The sequence below is a fragment of the Paralcaligenes ureilyticus genome, from assembly GCF_004346225.1.
In the GTDB taxonomy this organism is placed as follows: domain Bacteria; phylum Pseudomonadota; class Gammaproteobacteria; order Burkholderiales; family Burkholderiaceae_B; genus Paralcaligenes; species Paralcaligenes ureilyticus.
This window is the reverse complement of sequence record NZ_SMAJ01000001.1, coordinates 117,324-138,481: the sequence shown is the minus strand read 5'-3', so window position 1 is coordinate 138,481 and position 21,158 is coordinate 117,324. Positions and strand designations below refer to the sequence as shown.

General features: G+C 56.4%; 17 protein-coding genes and 1 tRNA gene. 9 read left to right on the top strand and 9 right to left on the bottom strand.

Annotation, left to right across the window (positions count from 1 at the left end):
- Nucleotide 1: 1 nt before the first annotated feature.
- The 3 genes from EDC26_RS00715 to EDC26_RS00705 form a co-directional block, all read right to left on the bottom strand.
- A complete protein-coding gene (locus EDC26_RS00715; RefSeq protein ID WP_132579353.1) occupies nt 2-2,068 on the bottom strand; it encodes an NADH:flavin oxidoreductase in 2,067 nt (688 codons plus the stop codon).
- Nucleotides 2,069-2,080: 12 nt separating this feature from the next.
- Nucleotides 2,081-2,599, bottom strand: coding sequence for a DUF5943 domain-containing protein (locus EDC26_RS00710; RefSeq protein WP_132579352.1), 519 nt, complete (start codon nt 2,597-2,599; stop codon nt 2,081-2,083).
- 86 nt (nt 2,600-2,685) lie between these two features.
- The gene (locus EDC26_RS00705) at nt 2,686-3,657 is read right to left on the bottom strand and encodes a dipeptidase (protein WP_132579351.1); all 972 of its coding nucleotides are present in this window, start codon (nt 3,655-3,657) and stop codon (nt 2,686-2,688) included.
- A 412-nt stretch (nt 3,658-4,069) separates the two neighbouring features.
- Here EDC26_RS00705 and trhO point away from each other — a divergent pair, with 412 nt between their 5' ends.
- Together trhO and EDC26_RS00695 are read left to right on the top strand one after the other, a co-directional pair.
- Complete coding sequence (gene trhO, locus EDC26_RS00700) at nt 4,070-5,029, top strand: oxygen-dependent tRNA uridine(34) hydroxylase TrhO (RefSeq protein WP_132579350.1); 960 nt, start codon at nt 4,070-4,072, stop codon at nt 5,027-5,029.
- Between the two features lie 185 nt (nt 5,030-5,214).
- Nucleotides 5,215-5,886, top strand: a complete 672-nt coding sequence (locus EDC26_RS00695) for a glutathione S-transferase (RefSeq protein WP_132579637.1) — start codon at nt 5,215-5,217, stop codon at nt 5,884-5,886.
- A 3-nt stretch (nt 5,887-5,889) separates the two neighbouring features.
- Here the strand turns inward: EDC26_RS00695 and fabI are convergent, their stop codons facing one another.
- Genes fabI through gloB form a run of 3 tightly spaced genes read right to left on the bottom strand, consistent with a single transcriptional unit; the run spans nt 5,890 to nt 8,945 of the window.
- Complete coding sequence (gene fabI, locus EDC26_RS00690) at nt 5,890-6,672, bottom strand: enoyl-ACP reductase FabI (protein WP_132579349.1); 783 nt, start codon at nt 6,670-6,672, stop codon at nt 5,890-5,892.
- Nucleotides 6,673-6,724: 52 nt separating this feature from the next.
- A complete protein-coding gene (locus tag EDC26_RS00685) occupies nt 6,725-8,122 on the bottom strand; it encodes a transglycosylase SLT domain-containing protein (protein WP_132579348.1) in 1,398 nt (465 codons plus the stop codon).
- A gap of 7 nt (nt 8,123-8,129) precedes the next feature.
- Nucleotides 8,130-8,945, bottom strand: a complete 816-nt coding sequence (gene gloB, locus EDC26_RS00680; protein ID WP_132579347.1) for a hydroxyacylglutathione hydrolase — start codon at nt 8,943-8,945, stop codon at nt 8,130-8,132.
- Nucleotides 8,946-8,961: 16 nt separating this feature from the next.
- Here gloB and EDC26_RS00675 point away from each other — a divergent pair, with 16 nt between their 5' ends.
- The 3 genes from EDC26_RS00675 to dnaQ all read left to right on the top strand — a co-directional run bounded on the left by EDC26_RS00675 (nt 8,962) and on the right by dnaQ (nt 11,059).
- Nucleotides 8,962-9,720, top strand: a complete 759-nt coding sequence (locus EDC26_RS00675; protein WP_132579346.1) for a class I SAM-dependent methyltransferase — start codon at nt 8,962-8,964, stop codon at nt 9,718-9,720.
- 28 nt (nt 9,721-9,748) lie between these two features.
- Nucleotides 9,749-10,195 (top strand): ribonuclease HI, encoded by a 447-nt coding sequence (rnhA, locus tag EDC26_RS00670; protein WP_132579345.1) that lies wholly within the window; start codon nt 9,749-9,751, stop codon nt 10,193-10,195.
- Between the two features lie 162 nt (nt 10,196-10,357).
- Nucleotides 10,358-11,059 carry a DNA polymerase III subunit epsilon gene (gene dnaQ, locus EDC26_RS00665; RefSeq protein WP_132579344.1) on the top strand — a complete coding sequence of 234 codons (702 nt, stop codon included), beginning with the start codon at nt 10,358-10,360 and terminating at the stop codon, nt 11,057-11,059.
- A gap of 197 nt (nt 11,060-11,256) precedes the next feature.
- Here dnaQ and EDC26_RS00660 read toward each other — a convergent pair whose 3' ends face one another.
- Nucleotides 11,257-12,870 carry an NAD(P)/FAD-dependent oxidoreductase gene (locus tag EDC26_RS00660; protein ID WP_132579343.1) on the bottom strand — a complete coding sequence of 538 codons (1,614 nt, stop codon included), beginning with the start codon at nt 12,868-12,870 and terminating at the stop codon, nt 11,257-11,259.
- A gap of 324 nt (nt 12,871-13,194) precedes the next feature.
- Here EDC26_RS00660 and EDC26_RS00655 point away from each other — a divergent pair.
- Nucleotides 13,195-13,269 (top strand) — tRNA-Val (locus tag EDC26_RS00655).
- Between the two features lie 337 nt (nt 13,270-13,606).
- Here EDC26_RS00655 and EDC26_RS00650 read toward each other — a convergent pair.
- Both EDC26_RS00650 and EDC26_RS00645 read right to left on the bottom strand, forming a co-directional pair.
- Entirely contained in the window at nt 13,607-13,939 is a 333-nt protein-coding gene (locus EDC26_RS00650) for a helix-turn-helix domain-containing protein (protein ID WP_132579342.1), read from the bottom strand.
- Nucleotides 13,936-14,283 (bottom strand): type II toxin-antitoxin system RelE/ParE family toxin, encoded by a 348-nt coding sequence (locus EDC26_RS00645; RefSeq protein ID WP_132579341.1) that lies wholly within the window; start codon nt 14,281-14,283, stop codon nt 13,936-13,938. Before EDC26_RS00645 ends, EDC26_RS00650 begins: the two co-directional genes overlap by 4 nt.
- Before the next feature lie 351 nt (nt 14,284-14,634).
- Here EDC26_RS00645 and EDC26_RS00635 point away from each other — a divergent pair, with 351 nt between their 5' ends.
- The 3 genes from EDC26_RS00635 to EDC26_RS00615 are packed head-to-tail and all read left to right on the top strand — an operon-like array spanning nt 14,635 to nt 21,150.
- Nucleotides 14,635-16,611 (top strand): type I restriction-modification system subunit M, encoded by a 1,977-nt coding sequence (locus tag EDC26_RS00635; RefSeq protein ID WP_132579340.1) that lies wholly within the window; start codon nt 14,635-14,637, stop codon nt 16,609-16,611.
- Nucleotides 16,608-17,981: a restriction endonuclease subunit S gene (locus EDC26_RS20195; RefSeq protein ID WP_207915029.1), complete on the top strand. Its 1,374-nt coding sequence runs from the start codon at nt 16,608-16,610 to the stop codon at nt 17,979-17,981. Before EDC26_RS00635 ends, EDC26_RS20195 begins: the two co-directional genes overlap by 4 nt.
- A complete protein-coding gene (locus EDC26_RS00615) occupies nt 17,974-21,150 on the top strand; it encodes a type I restriction endonuclease subunit R (protein WP_132579339.1) in 3,177 nt (1,058 codons plus the stop codon). The genes EDC26_RS20195 and EDC26_RS00615 overlap by 8 nt, the downstream gene beginning before the upstream one ends.
- Nucleotides 21,151-21,158: the final 8 nt, after the last annotated feature.

Below are 21,158 nucleotides of genomic sequence, written 5' to 3'. Positions count from 1 at the left end.
ATCAAAAATCCTTGCACAGGCGCAATGCGTCGTAGATGGCTGCATGGATGTTGTGCATGGAGATGCAATCGCCCACCCTGAATAGCGCGAAAGCGTCGGCGCTGTGCGACAGCTCGTCCAGACAGGGCTGGGGCTGGGCCGCATACAAGGTGTTGATATCGGTCTGGCCGCGGTTGATCGATTGGGGTTTAAGCTGCCAGTACAGCTCGTCGTTAGGCCGGATGCCGTTTTCAATGACTACCTGATCCACCACGCGCTCTTCTTTTTCTTCGGTGTATTCATTGCGTAGCACGGCAATGTGCTGGTCGCCTTCCAGGTAGACTTCATCGAGCCAATAGTTGGGAGTCTGGATGACGTTCTGGGCATACAGGCGGCGGTAAAAAATGGGGAAGGTGGTTCCGCCCACATCGTCCGACACCTTCACGTCGGGCGTCACGATCTCGACTGCGGCGCCACGGCTGGCCAGGTAATCGGCCACGCCTGCGCCCGCATGGGTGCTGATCCCGTCATAGACCAGCACGTTCTTGCCGGGAGCCACGCGGCCCGACAGGATGTCCCAGGCACTCACTGCCCAGCCGCGGTCGACATTCCATTTGCCGACCTGGCTGGTAAAGCTCGACCCGCCGGTGGCCAGAATGACGATATCGGGCTTTTCAGCCAATATGCTCTGTTCGTCGGCGCTTGTGCCCATTCTTCGATCGATGCCAAGGCGTTTGGTTTCCAGATCGAACCAGCGCACAATGCCCGCCATTTGCTCGCGCTGGGGCGCCTTGGCCGCCAATAATATCTGACCGCCTACTTCGGAGTTGCGTTCGAACAAAACGACTTCGTGGCCGCGTTCCGCGCAGACCCGCGCGGCTTCCAGGCCGCCGGGGCCCGCGCCGACCACCACGATTTTTCTTTTTGGCCCTTTCGACTTGGCGATGACATGCGGCATCGTGCTTTCGCGCGAGGTCGCGGCATTTTGTATGCACAGCACGTCCAGGCCGTGGTATTGACGGTCAATGCAGTAGTTGGCGCCGACGCATTGCTTGATCTCGTCTTCGCGCCCGTCGCGGATCTTGATGACCATATGGGGGTCGGCAATCTGGGCGCGGGTCATGCCGACCAGGTCCACCAGCCCGGCGGCCAGGATACGCTCGGCCTGGCCCGCGTCGCGTATGCTTTGCGCGTGCATGACGGGGATGCGGACGGCCGATTTGATGCCGGCCGCGAGATGCACGAAGGGCTCGGGCGGCAAGGCCATGGGCGGCATGCAGTTGGCCAGGGTATTGTGAGTGTCCGCGCCCGACCCCACCACGCTGATGTAGTCGATCAAACCCGTTTCGGACACAGTGCGGGCGATTTCCTTGAGTTGTTCGTGATCCAGGCCGTCTTCGTGGAATTCGTCGCCGCACATGCGCATGCCGACGCAAAAGTCGGTGCCTACCGCGGCGCGAATCGCGCCAAATACCTCCATGCCGAAGCGCATGCGGTTTTCCAGGCTTCCACCGTACTCATCGCTGCGGAAATTGGTTCGCGGGCTCCAGAACTGGTCGACCAGGTGCTGATGGGCGCAAGAAATTTCTATGCCGTCCATGCCGGCTTGCTGCACTCGTTTGGCGGCCGCGGCGAAGTCGCGCACGATGCGCTGGATCTCTTCGATTTCGATGATTTTGGCGTTGCCGCGGTGTACCGGCTCGCGTATGCCCGATGGGCTGACCAGGTGCGGCCAATGCTCTCCGTGCCAGGACGAACGGCGGCCCATATGCGTGGCCTGAATCATGATTTTTGCGCCATGCCGATGCATGGCCTGGGCTAATCGCGATAGCGGCTCGATAACGGCATCGGTCGTGAGGTTGACCGATTTCCACCATCCTTGAGGGCTATCGGCCGAGACAGGGCTGGAGCCGCCGCAAATGGCCAGTCCCAGGCCGCCCTTGGCTTTTTCTTCGTAATATTTAATATAGCGTTCACCCGGCAGGCCGCCTTCGCCCGCGTAGACCTCGGCGTGGGCGGTGCTGACGACTCGATTTCGCAGCACCAGTTTGTTCAGGGTGAGCGGCGAAAAAAGGTGTTCGTAACGCATATAACGGCTCTTTTAAATGGGAGATACTGTAAATATGCAGTGATCAAAGCCTTCGCTTGCACATTGCGTCTCTTGCGATGCCGCGCGGGTCGCGACGCCGTTTTGGTCCGATACCCAATCCATGGCCCCTGCAAACCATCCAGCGTACATATAGCAAAGCTTGCCTGCCTTGTCGGGCTGCTGCAGGACAAAGGATGAGTTTTTCAAATGGATGGTGGCGCTTGCATGAGGCGCGTCGTGAGCGTCGAACTGAAACTGTCCCCAGCCGCGTTGGGACAGACGCTTCAGGTAGTGTTCAAATACATCCATGCCTTTGAGGCCGTGCTGCCTGCTTTCTTTATCGCACCAGAAATAGGCCGACTTATGGCCGGCCGGATAAAGGATCTCTTCGTATTTCTGCCGCCCCAAAGCCGTTTCGACAGCGATGTGATTGTTGGTGAAAAAGTGCCGGGGCACATAGATCATGGGCAAGTTGTCGGTGGTCCAAACGCCGGTGTTGTCGTCTACGTGGATAGGTATTTGAGGCTGCATAGTGGGTTCCCGGACGCGTGCGTGCCAGCCGGCAGATTTCCAAAGAAGGATTCTGTCCGGCTGTGCGGTAGGTAAAAAATAAAGGGTTAAACGTTCCAGACTTCGTCGTAGAAGCGCATCCAGTTCTGGCCCAGCACTTTTTCGATGCGGGAGGCTTTCCAGCCCGCGTGCTCCATGGCCTGGGTCAGGTTGGGGAATTCGCCTATCGTGCGGATCCCTTCGGGATTGAGGACAGGGCCAAATTTCGTAAGGCTGCGATAACGGCCTTTGTCATGGGTAATCCAGTCGAAGAAACCCTTGTCGTAGCCTTGGGTAAAGTCGCTGCCTATCCCTATGCAATCGTCGCCGACCAGGTTGATGACGTAGTCGAAGGCTTCGACGTAGTCGTGTACCGTGGCTTCGTTGCCGCGCTTGAGAAATGGCGAAAACATGGTGACGCCGATGAAACCGTCGTGATCGGCAATGAATTTGAGCTCTGCGTCGCTTTTGTTGCGCGGATGTTCTTTCAGGCCGGAGGGCAGGCAGTGGGAGTAGCAAACCGGTTTTTTGGAGGCGAGAATCGCTTCTTCGGAGGTGTGGGCGCCTACATGCGATAGGTCGACAATGACGCCGCAGCGGTTCATTTCTTCGATGACTTCGCGACCATACCCCGAGAGGCCACCGTCGCGTTCATAGCACCCCGTGCCCACCAGATTTTGCGTGTTGTAGCAAAGCTGGACGATGCGCACGCCCATGTCGGCAAACGCTTCGATGTTGCCGAGATGGTCTTCGATAGCATGAGCGTTCTGAAAGCTTAAGATAATGCCGGTTTTGCCGTCTTTCTTGGCCTGGCGGATATCCGCCGTGCTGCGCACCAGCGTGACCAGTTCGGCATTGTCGCGAACCAGCTTTTTCATGTCGGCGATATTGTTGACCGTTTCCTGGAAGCCTTCCCAGACCGAAACCGTACAGCTGGCCGCCGCTAGCCCGCCTTTTTTCATGTCTTCGAAAATTGAACGGTCCCATTTTGCGATAATCAGGCCGTCGATGACGATGCTGTCACCGTGTAAAGAACTCATGGCTTGCTCTCCCTGGCGGCGACGCGCCCATCACCATTTATTAATACAGATCATGCCTGCAATTCTTGGCTAAAAGAGGTGTGTTGTGTGTTCCATTAAAGACGAGTTCTTGTCTAATTACGACAATTTCCAGGACTTGTCGTTTTTGTCATACTTTGGCCTACGGAAAATGGCTGTTGTTACCTGCGCGTGAATTTTGTAGCGACAGGCCTTGTGCCTGTCATCGACGCGAGAAGATACTGCTTTTCTTGTTAACGATTATGGCAGCCACAAGGGCTGCCGCTACATGAACGACGGGTACGTTTCCGTAGCGGCACCCCTTGTGGGTGCCAATTCTTTTCGCGCTGCGCTTACGTATAACGTATAACGGTAAAATAGCGCGTCAAGTTTCATATCTCTGTCCCCATTATTCATGGCTAGTTTTTTGATTGCAGCGCTCTATAAATTCGTTCATCTTGCCGATTATCGGGCATTGCGCGCGCCATTGTTGGCGTGTTGCGAGGCCAATCAAGTGGCGGGCACTCTGTTGCTGGCCGAAGAGGGGATCAACGGCACGATAGCCGGTTCTCAGGCCGGGATTGCGGCGGTGCTGGATTATTTGCGCAGCGACCCACGCCTGGCGACCCTCGTGCACAAGGAGTCCTGGGCCGACGAAATGCCGTTTTATCGCATGAAGGTCAAGCTCAAACGCGAGATCGTCACCATGGGGGTGCCCAATGTGCACGCGGGCACCATGGCCGGCGTCTACGTCAAACCGGCCCAGTGGAATCGGCTGGTTGACGATCCCGACGTGGTCGTCGTCGATGTGCGCAACGACTACGAGGTGTCCATCGGTTCGTTTGCCGGGGCGGTCAATCCGCATACCGCCAGTTTTTCCGAGTTTCCCCAGTGGGTGCGGGAACAGTCGGCCCAGGGCGGAGTGCTAAGCAAAAAGCCCAAAGTGGCCATGTTTTGTACCGGCGGCATCCGTTGTGAAAAATCGACCGCCTATTTGCGTACCCAGGGCTTTGACGAGGTCTACCATCTGGAGGGCGGAATACTCAAGTACCTGGAAACCGTGCCCGCCGATGAGAGCCGCTGGGACGGCGAATGCTTTGTGTTCGACGAGCGCGTTTCGGTACAGCACGGCCTGGCGCCGGGCAGTTACGAGCTCTGCCGAGCCTGCCGCCAGCCTTTGAGCGCCCAGGACAAGGCGTCTGAGTTCTTTGTCGAAGGAGTCAGTTGCCCCCATTGCCATGATCGGCATACCGAAGAGCAGAAACAGCGTTTCAGAGAGCGCCAGAAGCAGGTGGAATTGGCCAAAAGCCGGCACCGGCGCCATATCGGCGTGCGGATGGAGCCCAGGCAGGCGCCGGCAAGTGGTGACGAATAATTTCATTTCCAAATTAAGCATCAGCTTTTATTGGTGGCAGCCACAAGGGCTGCCGCTACAAAAATGTACCTGTCTACAAAAACGTGGCGGTCGCTTGTAGCGGCACCCCTTGTGGGTGCCATCCCAATCAACCCACAATTGATTTGGAAATTGAATAAGAGTTTCGCTGCTGGATTTCTTTAATGATGGTACAGCCCCTTCCCATTCTGTATTCTTTTCGTCGCTGTCCCTATGCCATGCGAGCGCGGCTGGCGATTGCAGCCAGCGGGCTGTCCTGTGAGCTGCGCGAAGTGGCGCTGCGCGACAAGCCGCGTGCGTTGCTGGAGGTATCGCCCAAGGCAACGGTGCCGGTGCTCGTTACCGGTAACCATCAGGTGCTGGAGCAAAGCCTGGATATCATGCTTTGGGCGCTCGAGCAAAACGATCCGCAAAAATGGTTGTCGCCCACGCAGCAGGATGTAGCGGCGATGTTGGCCCTGATCGCGGACTGCGACGACCGCTTCAAGCCGCAGCTGGATCGCTATAAGTATCCGCAGCGTTACGCGGGCGAGGGGCCTGACAATGCGGGCCGCAGCGATGCGTATCGAGATGCGGCGGCTGTCTGGTTGTGCGACCTCGATTCCCGGTTGGACCAGCAGCCGTTTTTATTTGGCGCCCATGCGGCTTTGGCCGACATGGCCATCGCGCCGTTCGTCCGGCAGTTTGCACGGGTGGATGCGGATTGGTTTGAGGCGCAGCCCTGGCCCAGGCTTCAGGCGTGGCTGCGGGCCTGGCTGGATTCCGAGTTGTTTGGCCGGGTCATGGGTAAGTTTCCGGCCTGGATACCGGGGACGGTGGGCGTGCGTTTCCCGGTTTGACGTTTACGCCATGCCCGGAACAACGGTGGAAAAGCCCGCGTCGACATGGGTGATTTCGCCGGTGACGCCCGCCGCCAAGTCTGACAACAAGAAGGCGGCCACATTGCCTACGTCGTCGATCGTGACGTTGCGGCGCAGGGGCGCCTGGGCTTCGACGTATTTCAGGATGGAGGAAAAGTCTTTAATGCCGCTGGCCGCCAGGGTTTTGATGGGGCCGGCCGAAATGGCGTTGGCGCGGATGCCCAGGGGCCCCAACGCGGTGGCCAGGTAACGCACGCTGGCTTCGAGCGAGGCCTTGGCCAGGCCCATGGTGTTGTAATTGGGAACCACTTTTTCGGAGCCCAGATAGGTCAGCGTCAATACCGAGCTGTTGCGCCCTTTGAGCAGCGGTAGCGCTGCCTTGGCCAGGGCCGGGAAACTGTAGGCGGAAATGTCGTGGGCGATGCGAAAGCCCTCGCGCGACAAACCATCGAGAAAATCCCCTGCAATCGCTTCGCGCGGAGCAAAACCGATCGAGTGAACCAGGCCGTCCAGGCCATCCCAATGGGTTTGCAGGCCGGAGAAGGCGGCTTCGATCTGTGCGTCGTCGGCCACATCGCAGGGCAGCACGATGGCGCTGCCGAATTCGGTGGCAAATTCGGCGACACGATCCTTGAATCGTTCGCCCGCATAGGTAAATGCCAGTTCGGCCCCCGCCCTGTGGCAGGCGCGTGCAATGCCATAGGCGATGGATCGATTCGAAAGCACGCCCGTTACCAGAATGCGCTTGCCGCTAAGGAAACCCATGTTGTGTAGTCCTTTACTGTGTTTATCGAGTTGCCGGTGGCCTGCTTGGCGGCTAGCCGCGAACGTTGGTGCCGGGCACTCGCAACGATTTGCCGCGGCTCAGGGCGGTACTCTTCAAGTTGTTGAGCCGGCGCAATTCCTGAACCGAGGTCTTATAGCGTTTGGCCAGGCTATACAGCGTTTCGCCCTGTTTGACCGTGTGGGTTCGAACATTGACCTTGTGCCGTGTAATAACGACATCGCGGCGTCTATCGTAATTGGCATGGGTGGCGTGCGGTGCGCGTTCGTTGTCTTGCGGCGGTTCAAACGAAGCCAGTTGAATCCCCGCGCCTGTTCCCGCTTCGGTGGTGGGCACCAGCAGAGTTTGCGCCACCGCCTTGGCCCGTGTGCCGCTCAGGCCGTTGACCGCGCGCAGCTGCCCCAGGCTCATGCCGTGATGTTTGGCGATGGATGCGTAAGTCTCGCCTCTTTTGGCGCTATAGGTTTGCCAGGAGCTCAGGCGCCCTTTGTAGGCTTCCAGATTGGCGTTGAAGATATCCACCCGATTGACCGGCAGCAGGAGTGTTGGGTGATGTTCGCCCAGCATGATGGGGCGATTGAACGAGGCGTTGAGCGATTTGAAATCTTCAACTGACATTTCGGCCAGCTTGGCCGCCACGGCGATGTCCATGTCGCGCGATTTCTGTACGGTGGTGAAATAGGGTGTATTGCTGATCTCGGGTAACGTGATGCCGTATTTTTTGGGGTTGGCGATTATGTTTTTAATGGCCTGCAGCTTGGGCACGTAGTTGCGGGTTTCATCGGGCATGTTGATCGAGGTGTAATCGGCCTGGTCGCCCGTACTGACATTTTTGGTGACGGCGCGCTGCACCGAACCCTCGCCCCAGTTATACGATGCCAGCGCCAGGTACCAGTCGCCCTGAAGCTCGTATAGGTAGCTTAAGTAGTCCAGCGCGGCGTTGGTCGAGGCGACCGGGTCGCGGCGTTCATCGTGCCACCAGTCTTGCTGCAGGTTGTAGTGCAGGCCGGTGCTGGGGATGAACTGCCATAGCCCCGAGGCCTTGGCTCTGGAATAGGCGGTAGGGTTGTAGGCGCTTTCGACAAACGGCAGCAGGGCCAGTTCGGTAGGCAGGCCGCGGCGATTGATCTCTTGCACCACGTAATAAAGATATTTGCTGGCGCGCTCGCTCATGCGCTGGATCGATTCTGGATGGGAGGCGTAGTAGTCCGTCCATTGCTGGGTCAGAGCGTTATTCAGATTGGGGATGGCAAAGCCGCGGCGAATTCGATCCCACATATCCCGAGGTGGGTGGGTTAGGTCGACCGTGCGAGATGTTTCGGCGGCCGTGTACGAATGTTTTTGCCAGGCGGCTGAGTTGTACGAAGAATTAGTGGCGCAGCCGGCCAAAACTGCTGTTATGAGCAGAATGAATAGTCGCAGGCATTTCATCGGCGATTCATTTAAAGTTGTTTTTCCATTCACGTAGCTCCGTAAAAACGGCTAAAGTCGAATCCAGGCGCTGGCCGATATGAGCTGCCGCGGCACGGGATACACTGTCTTGTTGCGTACGAAAAAAAGGGTTGATATCAAGTTCCGCACCGATAGTGGAAGGCAGCGTGGGCAAGCCTTTGGCGCGTTGCTCTTGTGCAGACGCCCACCTTTGGTGCAAAACCGCATTGCCGGGTTCCACTTGCAGCGCCCAACGTAAGTTGGCAAGAGTGTACTCGTGCCCGCAGCAAACAAGTGTATCCAGCGGTAAAGCCCTAAGTTTACCCAGAGAATCGAGCATTTGGGCAGGGGTACCTTCAAATAATCGCCCACAACCGGCAGAAAATAGCGTATCGCCGCAAAAAAGTAGGTGTTTTCCCTGATTAAATGGGCCGAAATAAGCAATGTGCCCGGCGGTATGGCCGGGTATATCCAGCACTTCAAGATGCAGATCTAGGTTTTCCAGGACGACGGCGTCCCCCTCGCGCAGACGCTGATCGCATACGGGCAGCGACTCGGTGGCCGGACCATAGACGCGGGCGCCGGTGTTTTTTTGCAGGGCAAGGGCGCCGCCCACGTGGTCGCCGTGATGATGGGTGAGTAGAATGGCGTCCAGCGTAAGGTGCTGTTGGGCCAGATGCGCCTCGACAGGCGCCGATTCGCCCGGGTCGACCACGACCGCGTGGCCCGCCCGGCTGAGCAGCCATATATAGTTGTCGGTAAATGCCGGAACCGGAAACAGTTGTGTTTGCGGGGCGGCCCGATTAAAAGTAGTGTTTACCATTGCATCAGGGGCAAAAGTGTCTTTCGATCAATCGCCTATTGTAGAGCTTGAGGGATGGCTGGATAGTCCTTGCGGCCGATACGTCAAAGCGTGGGAGCAAAAACAGGTCGATGGCATGGTGGTCAACGTATTTGGCTACCGCGCCGTGCAGATCGGCTTGCCCGAATGGGATTTGCTTTCGGCCAACCGCATGCCCTACAAGGACTATACCCATGTGGTGGCCGGCTCGGCGCAGTCCAGCGGGAGGCTGACGCTGGTTACCGACCCGGAAAACCTGCCGTTCGATAGCCAGAGCATCGACCTGCTGATGCTGCCGCATGTGCTTGAATGCTCAACGAATCCGCATCAAATTCTGCGCGAGGCCGAGCGCGTTCTGATGCCCGAGGGGCGGGTGGTGATTTCCGGATTCAACCCGTGGAGCCTGTGGGGGGCGCGTGAGCGCGTGCCGGGCCTGGAGCCCTTGATGCCGGTTGCCGCGCATTTGCAGGTATCCTTGCCGCGTTTGAAAGATTGGTTCAAGCTCTTGTCCTTCGAGGTCGACCGGGGCCGTTTCGGCTGTTACGCGCCGCCTTGCCTCACTGAAAAATGGCTGCAGCGCTGGGCGTTCATGGACTCGGCGGGAGATCGCTGGTGGCCGGTTTGCGGAGCGGTGTACGTGGTGTCCGCCGTCAAGCGGGTCGTGGGCCTGCGTGTAATCGGCCCGCAATGGAAGCGCAAGACCAAGCACGTGCGTCGTCGGCAATCGGTCGTTACAGGGCGGCACTCGGGGTTTTGACTCGGAGTTTTAATTGGGAAAGAGGTTAATGGATAGTGGTCAGGTAGATATATGGACTGATGGGGCGTGCAAAGGCAATCCGGGTCTGGGAGGCTGGGGAGCTTTGTTGCGTCAGGGGCGGCACGAAAAAACATTATGCGGCGGCGAGCCCGACACCACCAATAATCGCATGGAGCTCATGGCGGTCATCGAGGCGTTAAAAGTATTGAAGCGGCGCTGCGAGGTCGTGGTGCACACCGATTCACAGTATGTGCAAAAAGGCATGACGGAATGGCTCGTCAACTGGAAGCGCCGCGGCTGGCGCACCGCCGATAAAAAACCGGTCAAAAATGCCGACCTATGGCAGCAGCTCGATGCGCTGGTGCAACAGCACAGCCTGAGCTGGAAGTGGGTCAAGGGCCATGCCGGCGATCCGGGCAACGAACGTGCCGACGAGCTGGCCAATATGGGGGTCGAACAGGCGCGTTTGAAGTAGCGGCAGCCTTTTTGTAGCGCCACCCCTTGTGGGTGGCATAAAGGCAATCAAAACGATATCCGCAAATGCATTGCCGTTTAAAATGGCATACAGGAACCTCACGGACGCATCCATGCAGATTGCGTTTTGCACGCCAACGTCCACCCGCTCACAGGATTTTTCATGCGACAGATTTTTCTTGATACCGAAACCACCGGCCTGGAACCCTCGCAGGGGCATCGAATTGTTGAAATCGCCTGCGTGGAAATGGTCAACCGCAGCCTGACTGGTAATCATTTGCATTTGTATCTCAACCCCGATCGGGACAGCGACCCGGAAGCGCTCAGAATCCACGGCTTGACCACCGAATTCCTTTCGGGCCACCCACGCTTTCCCGAAATCACCGATCAGATTATCGACTATGTGAAAGGCGCCGAGGTCATTATTCATAACGCGCCCTTCGACAAGAAATTCCTGAATGCCGAACTGACTCGGGCGGGGAAGCCCTTGTTCGAAGATCTGTGCGACACGATTACCGATTCTTTGCTGCACGCGCGCGAACTGCACCCAGGCAAACGCAATTCGCTCGACGCCTTGTGCGAGCGGTATGGGATATCGAACGCCCATCGCACCCTGCATGGCGCCTTGCTCGACTCGGAATTGCTGGCCGAGGTCTGGCTGGCCATGACGCGCGGCCAAGATGCGCTGCTGATGGATTTTGACGCCTCCGACGTTCAAAACGGGCGCACGGCGCGAGTGGAAAAATTCGACACGTCCGGTTTGAAAGTGGTAGCGGCCTCGGCCGAAGAAATGGCGGCACACGAGACGTATCTGGACGTTCTGGATAAGGCGTCGGGCGAACCTTGCGTGTGGCGCAAGGCGTGATTTTGTAGCGACAGGTCCGTAGCGACAGCTATAGCGACGGGCTCGTAGCAATAGCTGTAGCGACAGGCCTTGTGCCTGTCATCGATGCAAGATACCGTCTTGGCCGCCAACGATTTTGGCACCCACAAGGGGTGCCGCTACAAACCCTGGCGCCCGGCCGCAAGGCAGGTGTTGCGTTTTTTATGCGGCGCGGCTTTTTACCGCGCCATAATATCCAGGGCCAGCGCTTCGGCCGCCTTGATGCCGTCGATCGCCGCCGAATAGATACCACCGGCGTAGCCCGCACCCTCGCCGGCCGGGAACAGGCCTTCTACGTTCATGCTTTGGTAATTGTCCTTGCGCCGCACGCGTATTGGCGATGAGGTGCGTGTTTCGACGCCCGTCAGTATGGCGTCATCCATGGCGTAGCCCGGAAGTTTCTTGTCGATTTGCGGCAAGGCCTCGCGTATTGCCTCGATCGCATAATCGGGCAGGGCCGTGCTCAAGTCGGTCAGATGCACGCCGGGCTTGTACGATGGTTCAACCGAGCCCAGCGCCGTCGACGGCCGCCCGGCGATGAAATCGCCGACCCGTTGCCCCGGCGCGCAGTAATCGCCGCCGCCCAGTTCGAATGCCCGCTCTTCCCAATGCCGCTGGAAGGCAATGCCGGCGAGCGGGCCGCCGGGGAAGTCGTCCGGCGTAATACCGACCACGATGCCCGCGTTGGCATTGCGTTCGTTGCGCGAATACTGGCTCATGCCGTTGGTCACGACCCGCCCCGGTTCCGACGCCGCGGCCACCACGGTGCCGCCCGGACACATGCAAAAACTATAGACCGAACGGCCGTTGCTGCAGTGGTGGACAATTTTGTAGTCGGCCGCGCCCAGCAATTTATGCCCTGCAAACTTGCCGAACTGGCTGCGGTCGATGAGGCCTTGCGGGTGCTCGATCCGAAAGCCCAGCGAAAAAGGTTTCGCTTCCATGTAGACGCCGCGCTCATGCAGCATCTGGAATGTATCGCGCGCACTGTGTCCGACGGCCAGCACGACATGGTCACAGTCCAGGATTTCGCCATTGGAAAGCGCCAGGCCGCGCAATTGGCCGCCTTCGATCAGAATGTCGTCGACACGGCTTTGGAAACGCACTTCTCCGCCAAGCCGGTGGATGGCGGCCCGCATTTTCTCGACCATCCCGACCAGCCGGAATGTGCCGATATGCGGCCGGCTAAGATAAAGAATGTTATCGGGCGCGCCGGCAAGCACGAATTCTTCCAGCACCTTGCGGCCATAGTGTTTGGGGTCTTTGATCTGGCTATACAGCTTGCCGTCCGAAAACGTTCCCGCGCCGCCTTCGCCGAACTGCACGTTCGATTCGGGGTTCAGTACATTCTTGCGCCACAGGCCCCACGTATCCACAGTCCGTTCGCGGACAGCTTTGCCGCGTTCGAGAATGATCGGGCAAAAACCCATCTGCGCCAGGACCAGGCCCGCGAACAGGCCGCAGGGTCCTATGCCGATGACGACAGGCCGAAGCGTTTTCACGGCTTTCGGCGCCTGCGCCACAAATTTGTAAGACATATCCGGCGTGGCCGAAAAATGCGGTTGCCCGCCTATATGGCGCAGCGCGGCGGCTTCGTCTTTTACTTCCACATCGACAATATAGGTCAGCTTGATCTCGGAACGCTTGCGCGCATCGTGCGCGCGGCGGTACACCGTATAGCGGGTCAGCTCGTTGGCGGGGACATGAAGCAACGCCAGGCGTGAGCGAATCGCCGACTCCAGCTCGTCTTCCGAGTGGTCCAGCGGCAGCTTGATTTCGCTTATACGTAACATGGGAACCTGTTTGCGGTGGCCGCGGATTATCGGCCAATACATGATTTTATCGTGATGGCGCCGGCGAGGGCGACCCTAAGGGTCGCCCCTAGGAAATCAATTGGAATGTTCTGTAGTGGCAGCCCTTGTGGCTGCCAATCGTTGACAGCCAGACGGTATCTTGCACGGATGACAGGCACAAGGCCTGTCGCTACAGGCCCATCGCTACATAATTCACGCAGGCGTTTTTGTAGCGGCACCCCTTGTGGGTGCCAAGGCAGCCGCCCCCAGCAACCGATTGATGTACAATAGCGGCCTTCCGACGGTCGGTGGTTACGATCCTTCGGGCGGTTAGCTCAGTGGTAGAGCACTGCCTTCACACGGCAGGGGTCACAAGTTCGAACCTTGTACCGCCCACCAGAATCCATACTTTTAAATCTGCATGGCTCAGGGCTTTGCGGATTTTTGCTGCGTCGGTGCGAGCAGCGTAGTAAAGCCACAGCCCTACGCCGCAGTTGCAAGCTGGCTCTTTCATGGGCCGGGTTTTAATATTGAAGTCAGAAGATTATGCGTCAACTTGGAATGAAATTGATCAGGTTTCTGCGGCAAGGGCGCCACGCCCGCCACGGGCGATCTGTTCCCTTGCTGGCACAGGTTTTTTCACAGGGTCTGACAGGCCACCCTATGGAGCAGGGCCGGGCGGAGCGCAGACATCCCTGATGCGCGTGTCCGTGTCGGCACTTCATTATTTCTTCGCTCATAGCACAGACAAGTGAACGCGCTTGCCGGCTCTGGCTAGCATGTCCACCAACGCGTCGATCGTGAACTTGACTGTTTTCTTGTGAATAACGTCGGATACTCTGGGGCGCGTGACGCCAAGGATTTTCGCCGCATCCGCTTGTTTGAGTTTTTCGGCCTCAATCCATTCCGTCAGTTCGGCCATCAGGGATTCCTTGATAGCCAGCTTTTCTGAAATGATGCGTTGGGATTCGGCTTGTAGTGCTGCTGCTTCTTCTGGTGCGAACCCCAAGTCAGCGAACACGTTGCCGCCCACCGGGGTCACGTGCGTGGATCTGGTTTCTATGCTCATTTCCGATTCCTTTCTTGGAGAACGGCTTTGTAACGAGTGGCCGCTATATCTTTGTCCTGTTTGCTGGTTGAAGCTGTCTTTTTCTTGAAGCAGTGCAGGACATAAACAGCTTCTGGAAATTTGGCGACATAGATCACACGGAACCACCCGTCGTCAATGTTAATGCGAATTTCCTTTGTGCCTGGGCCTACAACATCGAATGGCTTCCAGTCGTCAGGCTCGAGCCCTGCTTGAATCTGGCTGAGCTGGTGTCCAGCCTCTTTGCGTGCATTGGGTGTGAAGAGCTTGTTATCCTTGATGTCCCGTAACGACGACCCACGCCAATCGATTCGCTTTTCATCCATGTGCCTCTTCCATACCAGTGTATCAAATTTTGTACGTTTGGCAACAGAATATGCTGCCATTCAGCTACTGTGCCATTTTTGGAGTGGAATTGCCCCTCTTGGTAGGGCAAAAATGGCTTATATGAGCAGAGGGCGGCTATTCTCAAAGGCTAGTTTGACTGGGTCTTCACGAGAGGCTTCGCCTATTTTGTGGGGCGGAAGTACGACACCGGGATGTTCAAGGGTAAGTTGGCCGTGGTTGCAGCCGCCATCGGAACGTTGCAGACACCAATGCGCCGGATGCCATATCTTTGAATTGTAGGAAGATTTCGACATGAGTTAATCTACCGGTGTCTTGTAAGGAGTTGTAGCTTGAACGCAGAAAAATATTCGCAGTTGGCCTCTTTTATTTGGTCGGTGGCCGATTTGCTGCGAGGAGACTTCAAACAATCCCAATATGGGCGCATTATTTTGCCGTTCACGCTGCTGCGCCGTATGGAGTGCGTACTGGCCCCTACTAAGGGTGTAGTGTTGCAAGCTGCCCGTAAGCACCAGAACAAGCCGGATGTTGTTAGGGAAAAGCTGTTGCTGCGTGTGGCCGGCCAGCAATTCTTCAATGCCTCGCCGCTTACCTTGGCGACCCTGTCCGATACCCAGACGAGCGACGACCTGATGAGTTATGTGCAGTCGTTCAGTGCAGATGGTCGCGAGATTTTTGAGCATTTCCATTTTGAGGATTTTGTCCAACAATTGGCATCGGCCGACTTGTTGTATCGGGTGGTTCAACGCTTTGCGACAGTCGATCTGAGTCCGGATAGCGTTAGCAATTTTGGCATGGGTGTCATCTTTGAAGAGCTGATCCGCAAGTTTGCCGAAAGCTCCAATGAAACCGCTGGCGAACATTTCACGCCACGGGATATTGTTCATCTAACGACATCGCTGCTGATGACGGGCCAGGATAGCAAGCTCAAGCCCAACAGCATCGTGACGATCTACGACCCTACAGCGGGTACGGGCGGATTCTTGTCCGAAGGTGATGCTTACATCCAGTCGATTAGCCAGAAAGTTACCGTTTCGCTGTTCGGGCAAGAGCTCAACCCCGAGTCGTATGCGATCTGCAAGGCAGATATGCTGATCAAGGGCCAAGAGGTCGGCCACATCAAGTTGGGTAACACCCTGGCTGACGACCAACTGGCCGACAATACCTTTGACTTCATGCTCAGTAATCCTCCCTTTGGTGTGGAGTGGAAGAAGGTCCAGAAGCAGGTTAGCGACGAGCACACCGGTCGAGGCTTCGATGGCCGTTTTGGACCGGGCTTGCCCAGGGTGTCGGATGGATCGCTGCTTTTCCTCCTTCACCTGGTCAGCAAGATGCGCGATCCGCGCGAAGGTGGCTCGCGCATCGGCATCATTCTGAACGGATCGCCCCTGTTCACGGGCGGGGCCGGTAGCGGTGAATCCGAGATCCGGCGTTATCTGCTTCAAAATGATCTGGTGGAAGCCATTGTGGCGCTGCCCACCGACATGTTCTACAACACGGGCATTGCGACCTATGTTTGGTTACTGAGTAACAATAAACCCGTGCCGCGTAAAGGCAAGGTACAGCTCATCGACGGCACCCAGCATTTCAGCAAGATGCGCAAATCCCTGGGCAGCAAGCGCCAATATATTACTGATGAGCAAATCAACGACCTGGTGCGGCTGTACGGGCGGTTTGAAGAGACGCCGCAAAGCAAGCTGTTCGTTAATGAGGCATTTGGTTATCGGCGTATTACGGTTGAGCGTCCGCTACGGCTGTCTTTTCAGGTAACAGAAGCGCGTATCCAGGCTGTACTTGAGGAAAAGGCCATCCAGAAACTTGGTGATGGCGTGCGAGATAACCTTGGCCGGGCGTTGCGGTCTATGGATGGCGGTGTTGTCTATAAGAACCGTGAGCAGTTTCGCAAAGTCCTGAAGAAAGCGTTGGGCGCGCATGATGCGCCGTCTGGCATGGCGGAAATGAAAGTGTTGCTTAACACCCTGGGCGAACGGGATGCCGAAGCCGATGTATGCATGAATAAAGGCGTGCCCGAGGCTGATCCAAGTCTGCGGGATTACGAAAACGTGCCGCTGGGGGAATCCGTCCGCGACTGCTTTGAGCGGGAAGTGAAACCCCACGTGTCCGATGCATGGATTGATGAATCCAAAGTGGATACACAGGATGGGGATTTAGGTGTCGTAGGATATGAAATTCCGTTTAACCGGCACTTTTATGTGTTTGCTCTACCCAGGCCACTGGAAGAAATCGACCGCGACCTGAAAGCGTGCACCGATAAGATCAAGCAGATGATTGAGGCATTGTCGGCATGAGCTTTCTGAAATATCCGGCGTATAAAGATTCGGGGGTAGAGTGGCTGGGGATGTTTCCGATACATTGGACTGTGACGTTGTTGAAGCGCGGGTATGAAGTTGTCTTGGGGAAAATGCTTCAGCCGGATTCGAAAAACGAGGATGATGAATTTTTACCTTATTTAAGGGCTGCGAACATCCAGTCCGCGGGTGTTGATGCCCGGGATGTTAGAGCAATGTGGTTCTCCCCATCCGAGAAAAAATCACTGCGATTGCTTAAAGGTGATCTTTTAGTTAGTGAGGGTGGCGATGTTGGGCGATCTGCCTTATGGGATTCGGATCAAGAGTGCTATTTTCAGAATGCAATTAACAGGATTCGCTCTTTGGGAAGTAATAGCACCCGTTACCTGTTTTATTGGATGGTTTCAATTAAGAAAAGCGGCTATATAGATGTTGTTTGTAATAAATCGACTATCGCACATTTCACCGCTGAGAAAGTGGCTGCAACGCCCACACCATTTCCTCCTCCTGCCGAACAAGTAAAAATTGCCCAATTTCTCAATCACGAATCCGCCAAAATCGACACCCTGATCGAAGAACAGCAACGCCTGATCGAATTATTGAAGGAAAAGCGCCAGGCGGTGATTTCGCATGCCGTGACCAAGGGCCTGGATCCGAATGTTCCGATGAAAGACTCGGGGGTGGAATGGCTGGGGAAGATGCCGGCGCATTGGGCCGTATCAAAGCTGAAGTTCATGACGGACCGCGTAGTGGATTGTCCCCATGAAACCCCTGTTTACGACCCGGATGGAGATTATCTTGTAATCAGAACAGCAGACCTTGACCAGGGAGTGCTGAAGCCTGAAGGAATGTACCGCTTGCAGCATGGTGAGTACCTTAATCGCACCCGCAGATCGTCCTTAATAAAGAATGATGTCGTGTATGGCCGAGAGGGTGAACGGTGGGGGCATGCTGCGTTGGTTCCAGAGTCTGATCTTTTTGCGCTCGGGCAGAGGATGATGCAATTTCGAGTGGGTGCACATGTCTGCCCGGAGTTTTTTATGTATCAACTGAATTCTGTTCCTGTATATAGACAGGGTGAGGTCGATACCGTTGGCGCCACGGCACCTCATGTCAATATTTCAACAATCGTCAACTATCAAATGATGGTCCCTCCGTTGACTGAGCAGTTGCAGATGTCCCTGCATTTGAGCAAGGCTTTGCATGTTTTGGATAGTTTGATTGCAGAGTCAATTGGCATGGCAGAGCTACTCAGGGAACGCCGCTCCGCGCTGATCTCCGCTGCCGTCACCGGCAAAATCGATGTCCGCAGCTGGCAAGCTCGCGCAGCACCACAAACAGAAAACCAAACGGAGGCGGCTCTTGGCTGACAGCAAAGAAGCGGTATTCCAACAGGACATTATCGACGCCTTATCCGCACAAGGCTGGCTGGTCGGTACGTCGTCGGGCTATGACCGAGCCAACGCTGTATATACCGAGGACCTCCTGGCCTATTTCCAGACCGCCCATCTCGACCGCTGGGAAAAGTTCTGCAAGAGCAATCCCCAGGATCCCGCCAAGACCCTGATCCAGAAAACCGTCCGCGCCCTCGAACAGGATGGCACCCTGGATGTGCTTCGCCACGGCTTTAAGGTCCCAGGCGTCAAAATCGACCTGTGTAGTTTCAAGCCCGATCACGGCATGAACCCGGATTCCGTGGCCCGTTACGGCGCAAACCGCCTGCGTGTCGTGCCCGAGGTTTCCTATTCGCCGCATTTTCGCGAAGGCGACTATAACCCCCGGCTGGACCTAGTGCTATTTGTGAACGGTATCCCTACGGCCACGCTGGAGCTCAAAAGCGAGTTCAAGCAGTCGGTGGAAAATGCCAAACGCCAATACCGCAAGGATCGCCCGGTAAAGGATCCGCTCACGCGTAAGCCCGAGCCTTTACTGACCTTCAAGCGCGGTGCGCTGGTGCATTTTGCCGTGAGCCAGTTTGAGGTGGCCATGGCCACCGATCTGGCGGGCGATGATACCTTCTTCCTGCCCTTTAACCTGGGTAGCGAAGAAGGCGGGGCGGGCAACCCCATGCCGCCCGATGAAAATAGCTATGCCACCCGTTATCTGTGGGAGCGCCTCTTTCAGAAGGACGCCTGGCTCAAGGTGCTGGCGCGCTTTCTTCATCTGCAAAAAACCAAGGTCGAGGATTTTCACGGTGCGACCCGTGTGCGTGAGTCGCTGATTTTCCCCCGCTATCATCAGTGGGATGTGGTGAACGAACTGATTGAGGCAACTCGTCTGGAGGGTGTTGGCCAGCGCTATTTGATCCAGCATAGTGCGGGATCCGGTAAATCGAACTCCATCGCCTGGGCTGCCCACCAGTTGGCCTCGCTCTACGATGGGGGCGGCCAGCGCCTCTTTAATTCGATTATCGTTGTGACCGACCGCACGGTGCTCGACGAGCAACTACAGAGCACGATTTATCAGTTCGACCATGCGCAAGGGGTGGTCAAGCCCATCACGAACGACATTGGCAACCAGAGTAAGTCTGAGCAGTTGGCCGAAGCGCTGGCCGACCAGGCCCGCATCATTATCGTCACGATCCAGACTTTTCCGGCGCTCTTTGATGCGCTCGATAAGTACCCGAAGCTTGCCAGTGGGTGCTATGCCGTGATTGCGGACGAGGCGCACTCGTCGCAAACGGGTTCGTCCGCCAATAAGCTCAAAGCCATTTTGGGCAGTGATCGCCCGGAGGGTGAAGAGGTCAGCGCCCAAGAACTACTGGACGCGGCGGTCTCCGCACGTCGCCCCAATGACCGAATCAGCTATTACGCCTTTACCGCAACCCCTAAAGCTAAAACGCTGGAGTTGTTCGGTCGCCCGCCCGATCCCACGACGGAGCGAAGCGTCAATAACAAGCCCGAAGCCTTCCATGTGTATTCCATGCGCCAGGCTATCGAAGAAGGTTTTATTCTGGACGTATTGCAGAACTACACCACTTACAGCACAGCCTGGAAGCTTGCGCATCCCGACGGGGTTGATGACGAGGTCGACACCAAGAAGGCCCGCGCCAAGCTCGCCCGATGGGTAAAACTGCACCCCTACAATGTTAACCAGCGGGTCGAGATCATCGTCGAGCACTTTCGCGATCATGTGCGCCATTTGCTCGATGGCCAGGCCAAGGCCATGGTTGTCACCGGCAGCCGCCAGGAAGCAGTGCGCTACCAGTTGGCCATGCTCGCGTACGTCAAACAGAAGGGCTATCAGGACGTGCACCCGCTGGTGGCTTTCTCAGGCACCGTGCTTGCCGACGAGGTGATCCCGCAAGAAGTCAGCGAAACGAGTTTTCTGTTGAACGCGGGCCTGCATGGCCAGGACCTGGCAAAGGCGTTCGATACGCAGGACTTCAACGTCATGATCGCCGCCAACAAGTTTCAGACCGGATTTGATCAGCCCAAGCTCTGCGCCATGTACGTGGACAAAAAGCTCGATGGTGTGGACTGCGTACAGACCCTATCCCGCCTGAATCGGATCTTTCCGGGCAAGGAAACCTTCATCCTGGATTTCTTTAACGATTCGCAAGATGTCCTGAACGCCTTCTTGCCGTACTACAACAAGGCGGAATTGACCGATGTGTCAGATCCGCAGATCGTCTACGACCTGCAAAAGAGGCTCGATGAAGAGCATATCTACTACTGGGAGGAGGTCGAATCCTTTGCCGCAGCGTTTTTTGATCCCAAGGCGGCTGCCTCCAAACTCAGTTATTACTGCCTGCCAGCCAAGGAGCGGTTTGCCAAGCGCTACGCCTTTGCCGCCAATGCGCGTGGCATGGCGAAACAGGTGGTACAGGTAGTCCGAAACAATGGCGACAAGGTGGGCCTTCAAAAAGCCGAGCATGCACTGAAAGAGGCGGGTGAGGCGATCGATAAGCTGGATCTGTTCAAGAAAAACCTGAAGAGCTTCGTGAAGCTGTATGAGTTTCTATCCCAGATCGTCGATTACGAGGATCGCGAGCTTGAGCAACTGAACGTCTATGCCAAGCATTTGCATCCGCTATTACGAATTAGCCGTCTGGATGACGACGATGTGGATGTGTCGGAATTGGAATTAACCCACTATCGGCTGACCAAGCGGGCCGAGCAGCTTCTGAAACTGAATGAAAAGACCGGGGAGTATGGTCTTAAGCCAGGCAGCGATGTCGGCACCGGCAAGCCCTACGATCCAGAAAAGAAACGGCTCTCGGAGATTATCGACGCGCTGAACGACCTGTTTGGGGCTGAAATCAGCGACGATGATCAGCTGCATTTTGCCAACGGCGTGGCCGCCCGCATTAGCCGCGACGAAGGGGTGATGGCTCAGGTTAATAGCCATAGCCCCGAGCAGGTCATGCATGGGGTGTTTCCAAAACGGGTCGAAGACCTTGTTCTGGATGCCATGACGGATCATGAAAAGATGGCTATGGAAATCCTGGGTAATGAAGGCAAAGGGCGAGATTTTGCTTTGTTGATTTTGCGGTTGTTGGCGGGGTATCGCGGGAACGATGAGGTTAGAGCGGGCTGAATGGAGAA